Annotated in this window: 10 protein-coding genes; 7 read left to right on the top strand and 3 right to left on the bottom strand. The window is 48.9% G+C overall.

Annotation, left to right across the window (positions count from 1 at the left end; genetic code table 11):
• Positions 1-63: 63 nt before the first annotated feature.
• A complete protein-coding gene (gene glnA / locus IDZ20_RS07505) occupies positions 64-1,470 on the bottom strand; it encodes a glutamate--ammonia ligase (RefSeq protein WP_188150802.1) in 1,407 nt (468 codons plus the stop codon).
• A 353-nt stretch (positions 1,471-1,823) separates the two neighbouring features.
• Here glnA and thiI point away from each other — a divergent pair, with 353 nt between their 5' ends.
• Complete coding sequence (gene thiI / locus IDZ20_RS07510; protein ID WP_188150803.1) at positions 1,824-3,287, top strand: tRNA uracil 4-sulfurtransferase ThiI; 1,464 nt, start codon at positions 1,824-1,826, stop codon at positions 3,285-3,287.
• An 85-nt stretch (positions 3,288-3,372) separates the two neighbouring features.
• Positions 3,373-3,828, top strand: coding sequence for a hypothetical protein (locus tag IDZ20_RS07515; protein WP_188150804.1), 456 nt, complete (start codon positions 3,373-3,375; stop codon positions 3,826-3,828).
• A 92-nt stretch (positions 3,829-3,920) separates the two neighbouring features.
• Here IDZ20_RS07515 and IDZ20_RS07520 read toward each other — a convergent pair whose 3' ends face one another.
• On the bottom strand, positions 3,921-4,475 hold the full coding sequence (locus IDZ20_RS07520) for a porin family protein (protein ID WP_188150805.1): 555 nt from the start codon (positions 4,473-4,475) through the stop codon (positions 3,921-3,923).
• A gap of 245 nt (positions 4,476-4,720) precedes the next feature.
• Between IDZ20_RS07520 and IDZ20_RS07525 the strand changes: the two genes are divergently transcribed.
• Positions 4,721-5,872: an AGE family epimerase/isomerase gene (locus IDZ20_RS07525; protein WP_188150806.1), complete on the top strand. Its 1,152-nt coding sequence runs from the start codon at positions 4,721-4,723 to the stop codon at positions 5,870-5,872.
• Here IDZ20_RS07525 and IDZ20_RS07530 read toward each other — a convergent pair.
• The gene (locus IDZ20_RS07530; RefSeq protein WP_188150807.1) at positions 5,869-6,900 is read right to left on the bottom strand and encodes a LacI family DNA-binding transcriptional regulator; all 1,032 of its coding nucleotides are present in this window, start codon (positions 6,898-6,900) and stop codon (positions 5,869-5,871) included. The genes IDZ20_RS07525 and IDZ20_RS07530 overlap by 4 nt on opposite strands.
• 591 nt (positions 6,901-7,491) lie before the next feature.
• Here IDZ20_RS07530 and IDZ20_RS07535 point away from each other — a divergent pair.
• The 4 genes from IDZ20_RS07535 (at position 7,492) to IDZ20_RS07550 (ending at position 12,645) form a co-directional block, all read left to right on the top strand.
• Positions 7,492-8,673 carry a glycoside hydrolase family 130 protein gene (locus IDZ20_RS07535; RefSeq protein ID WP_188150808.1) on the top strand — a complete coding sequence of 394 codons (1,182 nt, stop codon included), beginning with the start codon at positions 7,492-7,494 and terminating at the stop codon, positions 8,671-8,673.
• A 160-nt stretch (positions 8,674-8,833) separates the two neighbouring features.
• Positions 8,834-10,030, top strand: a complete 1,197-nt coding sequence (locus tag IDZ20_RS07540) for an AGE family epimerase/isomerase (protein ID WP_188150809.1) — start codon at positions 8,834-8,836, stop codon at positions 10,028-10,030.
• A gap of 31 nt (positions 10,031-10,061) precedes the next feature.
• Positions 10,062-11,438 (top strand): glycoside hydrolase 5 family protein, encoded by a 1,377-nt coding sequence (locus IDZ20_RS07545; RefSeq protein ID WP_188150810.1) that lies wholly within the window; start codon positions 10,062-10,064, stop codon positions 11,436-11,438.
• A 184-nt stretch (positions 11,439-11,622) separates the two neighbouring features.
• Positions 11,623-12,645: a GGDEF domain-containing protein gene (locus tag IDZ20_RS07550; protein ID WP_188150811.1), complete on the top strand. Its 1,023-nt coding sequence runs from the start codon at positions 11,623-11,625 to the stop codon at positions 12,643-12,645.
• The last annotated feature ends 125 nt before the right edge of the window (positions 12,646-12,770 follow it).

Raw genomic sequence — 12,770 nt, forward strand, 5'->3', positions numbered from 1 at the left:
CCGAACCGACGGAGTCGAATTCGGGCTTTTAGATGTTAGCGAATTAACGCTAATACGGCGTACTTATACTGAGTAGTAAAGGTCGAACTCAACTGGGTGAGTGGTGTGCTCAACACGGTAGACGTCTTCCATCTTAAGTTCGATGTAAGCGTCGATCATGTCGTCGGTGAAAACACCGCCAGCAGTCAAGTACTCACGGTCGGCGTCGAGGCTGCTAAGAGCTTCGCGCAGGCTACCACATACTTGTGGGATAGCATCCGCTTCTTCTTTCGGTAGGTCGTACAAGTCTTTATCTGCAGCTTCACCTGGGTGAATCTTGTTCTTAATACCGTCAAGGCCAGCCATCAACATGGCAGAGAATGCCAAGTAAGGGTTGGCAATTGGGTCTGGGAAGCGTGCTTCAATACGCTTGCCTTTTGGTGAGGCAACGTAAGGAATACGGATAGAGGCAGAACGGTTGCGAGCAGAGTAAGCCAGCATAACGGGCGCTTCAAAACCTGGGATCAAACGCTTGTAAGAGTTTGTGCCTGGGTTGGTGAAGGCGTTAAGTGATTTAGCGTGCTTGATTATACCGCCGATGTAGAAAAGTGCCATTTCGCTAAGGCCAGCATAGCCATCACCGGCAAACTGGTTAACGCCATCTTTCCAGAACGACTGGTGGCAGTGCATACCAGAACCGTTGTCGCCAACGATTGGCTTAGGCATAAAAGTAGCCGTTTTACCGTAAGCGTGAGCAACGTTGTGAACACAGTACTTAAGAATCTGAGTTTCGTCAGCTTTCTTAACTAGGGTGTTGAACCTTACGCCGATCTCGTTCTGGCCAGCGGTTGCAACTTCGTGGTGGTGAACTTCAACGTCCAAGCCCATTTGCATCATCGCGTTACACATGGCGCCACGGATGTCGTGCAAAGAATCAACAGGAGGAACTGGGAAGTAGCCGCCTTTGACGCGAGGGCGGTGACCCATGTTGCCTTCGGCGAACTTAGCACCGGAAGACCAAGCGGCTTCTTCCGAATTAATTTTAACGAAGCTGCCGCTCATGTCCTGACCAAATTTAACTTCATCAAAAATGAAGAATTCTGGTTCTGGACCAAAGAATGCAGTGTCACCCAAGCCGGTAGAAGTCAGGTACGCTTCTGCGCGTCGAGCAACAGAGCGTGGATCGCGCTCATAGCCTTCGCCAGTAGATGGCTCAACGATGTCGCAACGAACGATAACAGTTGGCTCGTCGGTGAATGGATCAAGAACCGAAGCGGTGTCGTCGGGCATAAGAATCATGTCTGATTCATTGATACCTTTCCAGCCGGCAATTGATGAGCCGTCAAACATCTGTCCTGTTTCGAAGAAAGCTTCATCTACATAGGAAGATGGGATGGTAACGTGTTGTTCTTTACCTTTGGTATCGGTAAAACGCAGGTCAACCCAGCGTACTTCATTTTCTGAGATCAGTTTCAGAGTCTGCTCTGACATGAGATTCCTCCAGAGTCGTGGCCCTAGCCATTTGTTATTGAAAGTTAGTTGTGTAGAAGATTATTCCTACGCCCTAGTTGCGAAACGCATTATCAAAGCAATCTCGTTAGTACGCAAGAAGAGTGGCGCGATACTCGCAAGTTGTGTGCCATAATGATGGCACCACCCAAACATAGTAAAAACAAGGACTTGGCTGCGTCGAGGTATTAAAAGACGCGATCAAATGCATTTTAATGGTGCACATTTCTGTGAATGCGCAAAAATGGTGCTTTTAGCCATGATGGTTTGACTAGAGGCGGGCCATTATACTGCTAGCCTTTCTTTAAGTGATACAACTTACGGTCTTATTTGTAATGATTTTTATTGTTCGCCTTTTTCCTGAAATTACCATAAAAAGTAGCCCCGTGCGCAAGCGCCTTACTAAGCACTTGACAGAAAACTTGCGCATCCTAGGGAGAAGATTGCACCCAAAAATGTCAGTTGCCTCCGATTGGGATAAATTAGAGGTACGTGTGCCCAGTGATGATGCATTGCTGCAGCAGCAATTTATCGACTTGCTTGGCTCTACGCCGGGCATCGCTAACTTCTCCGTCGTTAAGGTTTTTCCGTTTGTAACGATGCACGACATTTACGAGCACACGCTTGATGAGTGGGGGGAGGAGTTGACCGGCAAAACATTCTGCGTGCGGGTACGTAGAACCGGTCGACATGAATTTAAATCGATCGATGCGGAGCGCTATATCGGTGGCGGTCTCAATCAAAATACGGATTCGGCAGGTGTTAAGCTAAAGAAGCCCGATATTGAGATTCACGTCGAAGTTAAGGACGATCAGTGTTTTATTGTTTCCGCTAAGCATCAGGGGGTTGGTGGTTTCCCAGTGGGGACTCAGGAGTCGGTGTTGTCGTTGGTGTCCGGCGGTTTCGATTCTACCGTTGCGAGTTATATGATGATTCGACGCGGTATGCGTACGCATTTTTGTTTTTTCAATCTGGGCGGCCGCGCACATGAGGTTGGGGTGAAAGAGATCGCCTTTTACCTGTGGAATCGCTTTGGGTCTACTCATAAGGTACGTTTTATTACGGTACCGTTTGAGGGTGTAGTGGCTGAGATTTTGGATAAAATTGATCCCTCGAATATGGGGGTTGTGCTCAAACGGATGATGCTGCGAGCGGCTGAGCGAGTCGCAGAGAAAGGTGGTATTCAGGCGCTGGTGACGGGAGAGGCGATTGCTCAGGTGAGCAGTCAAACCATCCCCAACTTGGTGGTCATAGATTCGGTGACGAAAATGTTGGTTTTGCGACCGCTAATTGCCGTCGATAAGCCAGATATTATTCGCCAAGCACGGGAAATTGGTGCAGAAGATTTTTCGGCCAATATTCCCGAATACTGCGGTGTAATATCGGTAAAGCCCTCGGCAAAGGTCAACCCAGAAAAACTTGAACAGCAAGAGCAGCAGTTTGATATGGGGGTGTTGGAAACCGCGCTCGCACAGTCGAGCGTACAGGCCATCGATCAAGTAATGGCTTCTATTAACACCCAGAGTACAGATGAATTACTGATACTTAACGTACCCGCTGACAGCGACGTGGTGATAGATGTGCGTCACCCCACCGAAGTAGAAATGCGGCCATTGCAGTTGCCGCACGGCGCTAGTATTGCGATTCCGTTTTACAAGCTAAGCTCTGAGTTCCCGCTGCTGGATGCTGAGTGCCGCTATCTTCTCTACTGCGACAAGGGGGTGATGAGTGCGTTGCACGCGGCCCATCTTGCCGATGATGGTTTTGCCAATGTGGGTGTTTATCGGCCGCAGCCTTAGTGTGATATTGGCTGGATTGGCGTCAATCGAAGTCTTAGCGCAATTGTAGCTTGGCGATCTTTACAGTCTTAACCGTGAGTTTACTATGTCGAGTCCCGTTAGCCGTCGTCAAAATATCATCGTAGTGATTACGGCTGTGACCGTTATTGTGCTGTCGATTAGCATGACGCTCTACGTCACGGGGTCGATGCCCGGTATGTCGGGCGGGAGTGGTGCGGACGGCTATAAGAACGTAACATTTAACGATGCGGTACTGACGTGTGAGGCGGAAACGCGCTCGAAATTTGGCGACCGCATTAGAGTGTTAACGCTGGATAATCATTCTAGTCGTTACGAAGAGCGCGAGCTTGTTTACAAGATCTTCCAGCATATGGATTTAAACGGGAAGGTTGGTGCGCCAAAAGTGGAGTTTTTTGTAAACTGCTTTGTGCGAGCGTCTAATGGCAGAGTTACCAAGTATGAAGCCTTCGAGGAGGTTGAGGTACCTGCTAATACCTCGAGTTCAGACAATACGAATATGTTTGGTTTTCCGAAGAAGTAGCGCTGCGCCTAGCTGGTGTGAATAATGAACGCCGCTAGGGCAGTGCTTTGTCCGCAAAGTAAAGCTGGTCGTCAAACAAAATAGGCGGTCGACTAAAACCGATAGTCGAGACCAATACTCATTGCTGTAAATGTAGTCGCGTCTTCATCGAGAATATCGCGATATTCGAAATTTAAGTTGAGGTTCTCGTTCATCACAAAGCCTATCCCTACACCGTAGGATGCGCCGGATTCCGAGCCGGACTCGTCGCTGTTGCCGTTGCTGGTTTGAATGTTACTAAAGCCCAGTAGCACATAAAACTTTGCGACTTGATTGGCGGACTCCAAACGGTAGTAAAGGCTTTCGTAGTGATCGATGCCGACCTCAACTTCGCCGCCGGTCAAGTCGGTCGCAAAAGTTTCCTTCTTTAAGCTCGTACCGAAGCGTGCCTCAACCCCAGCCCATGAGCGGTACTTGTAGCCTCCAACAACTTCTAGGCTGCGAAAGTCTACGCCGTTTCCCGCAGCGTCTGCCGCATTACTATCGATGAACGACCAGTTGCCCCCAGCATAAAAACCTTGGCGATTGTCGGCGAATGACGTGCTTGAAAAAGCGAGCAGGCCAACTGTAGCAAGCGTGGTAAGCGTGGCGAGTGGTGATACCTTCATGGTGCTGTCTCCGTAAGCTATTTTTATTGCAGCTAATTCTAGCCAATAGTTGCCCTCGACGTCAGTGTTTCTCGTAAGTATTGTGAACAAAGCAATTATCCAATGCTCTCAGCGTTGAATCAGCGGTTGTTTTACGACAAACTTCGCGCCCTTTCCCTATGCTAAGCTTTGCCGCAACAGCCTTTGTAGGCTCTTCGAGCACGCGGCAGGGCATAAACTTTATTGACGACGCAGGTGGTAATCTCATGACGACAGATTTAGCGAAACTTTCAGCCCGTTGGGTGGATTGGTTTAAAGATTCGGCCTTGCCCCTATGGAGCGGCGCGGCCATTAATCCTGAATCCGGAGCAAGCTACGAGCGCTTTTTGGCGTCGGGCGAGGTCGATAAGGCTGCGAATATTCGCTTGCGCGTGCAGGCGCGACAAATCTTTGTTTTTTCCGTCGCGAGCGAGCGTGGATGGATGGCCGGTGGTGAGCCGGTTGTGTCGGCAATGGCCGACTTTGTCGAGCGTATTGGTGTACATGAAAGCGGCGAAGGTTATATTCACTTGTTGTCGCCTAGTTATGAAGTGCTCGATTCGAAGCAGGATTTGTATGATCACGCCTTCGCACTGCTGGCTTGTGCTTTGCGTTATCGGGTTTTTAAAGAGGATTCGGCGTTGGTGCGAGCGGACAAGCTGATTGCAATGTTGGACAGCCGCTTTGGTGGCGTCGGCGGTGGTTGGTTAGAGGGGGATTACGCAACAGATCGTCGTCGTCAAAACCCACACATGCATTTGTTTGAAGCCTTCCTTGCATTATATGACGCAACTGGCGAGGCCAAATGGTTGGCGCGTGCAGGCGAGATGTTCGCCCTGTTTGAAACGCGGTTTTACGATGGAAAATATGGCGTACTGCGCGAGTACTTTAACGAAGACTGGAGCTTATTAGATGGCGCAGATGGCGAAATAGTAGAGCCTGGCCATATGATGGAGTGGGTCTGGTTGCTGCATTGGTACGGTAAGCGCAGTGGTCGCGATACTTCGGGTTATGCTGATACTCTCTACGAGACGGCTTTGGCGAGTGGCTTGACGCCAGAGGGTCTGCTGTATGACGAAGTTTCGCCAGAGGGCAAGGTATTAAAAGGTTCGAAGCGTTGCTGGCCGATGACTGAGCTTATCAAGGCGAGCATTGCTCAGGCGCGTGTAGGTAGGGCGGGCGCAGAAGCCCAAGCCGCTAAAGCCGTAGAGGTACTTTTGGATAGGTATCTATCCTGCGCTAAACGAGACGGCACTTATATTGATCAGCTCGATAGCAACAACGAGGTACTCGTGGACTTTGCCCCCGCGAGTACGCTGTACCATTTAATCGTCGCCGCAATGGAAGTTGCCGATTACGTGAAGGAGTCGGAAGCTTAATTCGGCTCCTGGCTGATATCGCTGTTAGTGTCTGCCGCTTTACAAACAGAGGTGCTTTTGCGCACGATAAAGTCGTAGGGCAGTACGTGTTCTTCTTCATCGAGGGTTTCGCCCTCGATTAAGCGCAACAGTATGTCGACGGCAATAGAACCCATGTCGTCGGCCGGCTGAGAAATGGTTGTTAAGGGGGGGTCACAGTAGCGGGAGTAGCTGATGTCATCAAACCCCGTTACAGAGATGTCGCCCGGCACCTTCAGGTCGTGACTTTTAATCGCTTGGATTGCACCAATTGCCATTTCGTCGTTCATACAGGCTATCGCGGTTGGACGATTGGGTAGTTTGCACAGCGTATTCGCGGCGTTAACCCCAGACCAAATCAGAAACTCACCTTCCGCAATCAATGTTTCATCAAATGGGATGCCGGCTTCGCTGAGCGCTTGTTTGTAGCCTTTGAGCCGGTCGATGGTGTGCGGGTTGCCTTTTAGGCCGGTAATCAAGCCGATGCGGCGATGCCCAAGGGAGATGAGATAGTCGACGATATTTTTAAATGCCGCGACATTATCAACCCGAATACAGGGCCCCGGGGTAGATTCAGTCGCACAGAGATGTAGGTATGGGAAGTTCATACTTTGCTGATCTGACGTTTGGTCCCACTGGGGGCGCAGCTGAATAACGCCGTCGGCTAAGCGGGTTTCAACTAGGCGAATATAGTCCTGTTCGCGCGCGTGAGAGTCTTGCGTATCTCCAAGGAGTACCGAGTAACCTTTTTTTTGTGCTTGCTGTTCGATGCTGCGGATAACGAGGGCGAAGAATGGGTTGGCAATATCGGGCACCAGCACCACTAATGAATATGCTCGCGCGCTGCGAAAGTTGCGCGCGAGCATATTGGGCCGGTACTTGACCTGCTCAATCGCTTCCATGACTTTCTTTTTGCTAGCTTCCGAGACTTTATCTGGGTGGCTCAGGGTGCGCGAGACGGTAGCGACCGAGACCCCCGCGATGCGGGCAACTTCGCGAATGTTAGACATAGTGTTTCCGAATGTTAAAGGTGGCGTGGCTCATTGTGTCTTTGGCACGCTATTCTACTGTAAAAGTTACATAAAATGCGTGCTTAGTTACATTCCTCTGCGATTTTTTTAGACTGTTTTTTGTTCTTTATATACTGTAAGCCGCTGAAACAAAAGAAAATATAGCTGTAACGGGTTACATTATTTCGGCGGTGAGTTGTCATCATTGCGCTCTTGGTGTCAGTCTTTGGGCCATCAAGGCATAAGATTGGCGCTTAATACATTAAATTGTTTCTAGCGCGGATTTTGACTTGCAATGACCTCTGTAACCGATTACATTACCCCGCCTAAAATTTGCTCTAGGCGGGTATAAAGCGCTCGGCTACTGCATGAAAGGTGGATCGTATATACTGTCGCCGCTCGACTATCGGCTATACTCTTGCGGTTTGGTGGGCGTCTTCTGTGAGTTCTACTTTTGCTCTTCGCTTGGTAATGCATCGCAGTGCAGATTTTTAGCTTTTGTGGGCTGTACGGGCCCATATGGCGCTTTATTGGTAAACATACCAATCTATCTACTTATCTAATGATTAACGAATTTGAGGTTTTAATCGAATGAGCGATTTTACAACAACACTGAAAAACAAGATGGCCGAGCACGAGGCGCTAATAACCCAGAAAAATACGCCGGCGTCTTCAAACGGTATTTATCAGCGTTGGAAAAACCCAATTTTAACCGCCGCTCATACTCCTATTTTTTGGCGATACGACCTAAATCAAGCGACTAACCCTTTCTTGCAGGAGCGTCTTGGCGTAAACGCCGCATTTAATTCCGGCGCGCTATACCACGAAGGTAAATATATCCTAGCGGTTCGCGTCGAGGGTGATGACCGCAAATCTTTCTTTGCCATAGCTGAAAGCGACAACGGCGTTGATAACTTCCGTTTTTGGGATTACCCGATTAACTTGCCGGAAACGGATCGCCCAGACACCAACGTTTACGATATGCGTCTCACCAAGCACGAAGACGGTTACATTTATGGCTTGTTTTGCACCGAGCGTAAGGATTTAACGCGCATGGCGGATACTACGGCTGCTGAAGCGCAGTGCGGTATCGCGCGCACTAAAGACTTGGTGACTTGGGAGCGCTTGGCCGATCTCGTCACCTATTCGGGGCAGCAGCGCAACGTAGTGCTACATCCAGAATTTGTCGATGGTAAATATGCACTCTATACCCGCCCGCAGGATGGCTTTATTAGTGTTGGCAGTGGCGGTGGTGTTGGTTGGGGTTTGAGCGATTCCATGGAAAATGCCGAGATCAAAGACGAAGTGATCGTCGATGGAAAGGAATATCACACCATTAAAGAAGTTAAAAACGGCCAAGGGCCGGCGCCAATTAAAACTGACAAAGGCTGGTTGCATTTAGCTCACGGTGTGCGTAACACAGCTGCCGGTTTGCGTTATGTTTTGTATGTATTTATGACTGAGCTAGAGCGCCCTTGGGTGGTTACCCATCGTCCGGGTGGTCATTTTATTGCGCCAAAAGGTAGTGAGCGTATTGGCGACGTGTCCAATGTTGTGTTCACCAACGGCTGGATCGCCAATGAAAGCAATGACGTATTCATTTACTACGCGTCTTCGGATACCCGTATGCACGTTGCGACCTCGACCGTTGATCGTCTTGTTGATTATTGTCTGAACACTCCGGAAGATGGCCTACGCTCGGCGGCCTCAGTTCAAACTCGCAGCGCGCTTATCTCTTCCAACTTGGAAGTTCTGAAAAACTTAGACGTCTAATTCCAGCCGCTCTTCGGGTAGCCGTCGGTATTCATACACAAATTGGATATCGGCTGTTACTCTTCAGTCTACTTTTTATAGCCGCCTTGCAGTTGCCGGCGGCTATCTATATCGGTAATTGGCCGCTCATTTGAAGGGCCGCAGTTCAAGAGGCGAAGTAATGAATCAAAATCTCATTCCCGAATTCCGCACCGAGTTACACGACATTGCCGACTGGTGGGCTGTTAATACCATCGACAACGCGTTTGGCGGATTTATTGGTGAGATCACGGTCGATGGCGAGCAAAACCCGCAGGCTGATAAAGGTATTATTTTAAATAGTCGGATTCTCTGGTTTTTCAGTGAGGCGGCGCTATTCAGCGGTAACGCGGATTATCGCTTACTCGCGGACAGAGCTTACAATTATCTGGTTCAATACTTTTGGGATGAACAGCATGGTGGTGTATTTTGGGCTTTGGACCACCAAGGTCAGTGCGTAAATGATCGCAAGCAGATATACGCACAGGCGTTCGCTATTTATGGGTTTAGTGCTTACTACAAGCTAACCCACAACGAGGGGGCGCTTGAATTTGCGACAACCTTATTCAATCTAATCGAAACGCGCGGCCACGATGATCAAAACGAAGGTTACCTGGAAGCTTTCGCGCGCGATTGGAGTGGTTTAGAGGATATGCGTCTGAGCGATAAAGACCTAAATTCGCCGAAATCGATGAATACCCACTTACATATTTTGGAGGCTTACACTGCGCTCTACGTAGCGGCGCCGTCAGCAAAGGTCGCGACGGGAATGAAGCGTTGTCTACGCTACTTCGACGAGTATGTAATCAATAAAGAAAATAACCACCTGCGAATGTTCCAAGCGATGGACTGGACGGATATTTCTACATCCATATCATATGGTCATGATATTGAAGCGAGCTGGTTAATTTGGGAGGCTGTAGAAGCCTTACATGAAGAGGCGTTAGAGGAGCAATTTAAGCCGATTATTTTGGCGATGGCCGAAACTATTTTAGAGCAAGGTATTGGTGCTCACGGCGAAGTTCTTGACGCTTATAATTTTGAAAAACAAGAGCTGTTGGATGAGCGAGTGTGGTGGGTACAGGCGGAGGCTCTTGTTGGCTTCTTAAATGCTTACCAGTTAACTGCCGACGAGCGTTACTACGATGCGTTCGAGCGCGTTTGGGAATTTATAAAAAAATATCAGAAAGATCAGCTCAAGGGGGAGTGGCATTGGCTGTCCGTGCTAGATAAGCCTCACGTGGGCGACTGCAAAATTGGCTTCTGGAAAGCGCCTTACCACAATGGCCGGGCGATGATGGAAGTGTGTAAATTGGTTGTCAAAATCACCGATGCGTAAACAACGACAATAATAACCGAGGGGGGAAATTATGACCTCAATGCTACGTTCGTTTTCTTTAATATGTGTACTTGCTGCGGTAACTGCATGTTCGCCCGAACCCGAGACCGCAACCAGCCGAGAAAATTGGCCGGTTGCCTACGACGAAGTTCCTGTCAGTCCATTTGTAAGTGTGCACGGTAAACACTTTTATTTGAATGGGTTGCCTTACCGCTATGCTGGCGCGAACATGTGGTTCGCCAGTTATATTGGCGCCGAGACGGACGCGATCGGTGATCGTGAGCGTTTGCATCGTGAGTTGGATTTATTGAAGGCCACCGGCATTACCAATTTGCGGATTCTTGGTGCGTCTGAACGCTCGCCGCTACGTGATTCGATGAAGCCAGCGATTAGTCACAAGGGCGAAATCGAGCGCGAAGATATTTTAGTTGGTCTGGATTACGCTCTTGCCGAAATGGCGAAGCGCGACCTGAAAGCCGTGATTTTCCTGAACAACTTTTGGGAGTGGTCCGGTGGTATGGCTACCTACCTATCTTGGGTAAACAATGGCGAAATTGTAGATATGGCCGACCCTGACAAGCCTTGGCCTGCATTTGCATTGTTTTCTGCACAATTTTATGCAAATCCAGAAGCTGTTGCGCTTTTTCATAAATATGTCAAAAGTATCGTTACGCGTCGCAATACCATAACCGGTAAGCTTTACAGTGAAGACCCAACCATTATGGCGTGGCAGCTTGCGAATGAGCCGCGCCCTGGTGATGGCGAGGGCAGCAAGGAAAACTTAGGGCACTATTACAAATGGATTCGCGACACAGCTACCCTTATTAAAGGTGATGCGCCAAAGCAACTAGTATCCGTTGGCGGAGAGGGCACCATGGGGTGTCTCGTTATGGACGAGTGTTTTCTTGCTGCACACTCTGATAATGGTATCGACTATGCCACCTTCCATATGTGGCCGAAAAACTGGGGCTGGTTTACGGTCGCCGACCCAGAGCAAACTTTTGGTACAGCGGTACAGCGTGCCAATGACTACATCGATCATCATATCGAGCTAGCGACCCAATTGAATATGCCGCTCGTTTTAGAAGAGTTCGGTTTGGAGCGCGATGGCGGTCAATATGGTCCAGAAACGACCACTAAGTTCCGCGATAGCTTTTACCAATTTGTATTTGGCAAGGTGAATCATAGCGTGCACACCGGTGGGCCGTTGGTGGGTACTAACTTCTGGGCGTGGGGTGGTTACGGCGAAGCGCTGCACGATGACGCGGTTTGGCGTGAAGGCGACAAAACCTTTGTTGGTGATCCGCCTCAAGAGCCTCAGGGCTTGAATTCAGTATTCGCAACGGATGCGTCAACCTTGAAAATTATTAATGATCATTACAAAATCTTGAATGCTGATCTGAACTAAACAAAAAAGCCGCCGCAAGGCGGTTTTTTTGTTTAACGGCCTGAGTCGTCGTTTAATCGTAACATTTACTGCTAAAATGAATTGGCTGAGCATCGCCTCTGAATACGCGCTGTGTTCAGATCGAACAAGAACCTCTAATGGTGGTTCTTAGGTTTTCATGAATTTAAGGTAGAAGTTACACGAGATGTTACCGCAAGCTCATGTAGTTGATTATCGAATCACAGCCACTAAATACGTGGCGATTGTTTCCGTACTGGTCGTACTTCCGTTTGTGTTTTTACACTTCGCTGAAGGACGGGCTTATATCGGCTCACTATTACTACTTGTTGTGGTTATTCTCGGTGTTGCGGCCCGTAGTGGCTCCAAAGGACAGCATCTTAGTTTGCTGTTGTTGTTTGGCTTTGTTCCTGCCGTCGTGGCCTTGCTGGGATTATCATTAGTAGCTCAGGGCTTCACGGCAAGCCTTTGGGCGTTTCCCACTATCATGACGTTCTACCTGTTGCTCGATGAACGCCATGCGTGGCTGGCAAACATACTTATTTTTACCGTCATCGCTTACTTGTCGTTTCGCTACTTGGATGGCGCTGTAGCCATAAGAGTAGGGGCTTCGCTGTTTGCGGTGAGTATGTTTAGTGCAATCCTCACGCGGGTTATTACGCGCCAGCAGGGGCATATGCAAAAGCAGATTGTTACCGACTCCCTAACGGGGGTGTCGGGCCGTATATTGCTGGCTGATACACTCCAGCAAGCACTCGCTTATTGTCGAACCACGGGTGGTGTAGCGACTATTGTTTCGCTTGATATAGACCACTTTAAAGCCATCAATGACCGTTTTGGCCACGAAGTTGGCGATGATGTGTTGCGAGCTTTAGGCGAGGTTCTGTTGAAAAGTGTCCGCAAGAGTGACAGTGTTTTTCGCTTGGGCGGGGAAGAGTTTTTATTGCTGCTTTACGATACAGATTTAACCCATGGCGTATCGATTGCAGAAAAGTTACGTGACGCCATCGCGACGATGGAAATTGTTAGCGGTCTAACAATTTCGGCGAGCTTCGGCGTTGCCTGCAGTGTTGGTCATCAGGATTGGAAGGCCTGGGTTAAGCGTTCCGACATTAAACTATACGAAGCAAAGCGAGCTGGACGAAATCGCGTTGTAAGCGAATTACCTGTAGTGGCACGGACGAGTGCACCGCCAAACTTGGCGAGGTAATATCACTAAGCTCAAATTACAAATATTCACCTAGTGTAACCGAACTGCCTTCTATACTAGCGACCATTCTCTTATCGCCCATCTACTTATATTTTTAACTTATCTTTGTGATTAAAAGGACTCAA

This window comes from Teredinibacter waterburyi (genome assembly GCF_001922985.1).
In the GTDB taxonomy this organism is placed as follows: domain Bacteria; phylum Pseudomonadota; class Gammaproteobacteria; order Pseudomonadales; family Cellvibrionaceae; genus Teredinibacter; species Teredinibacter waterburyi.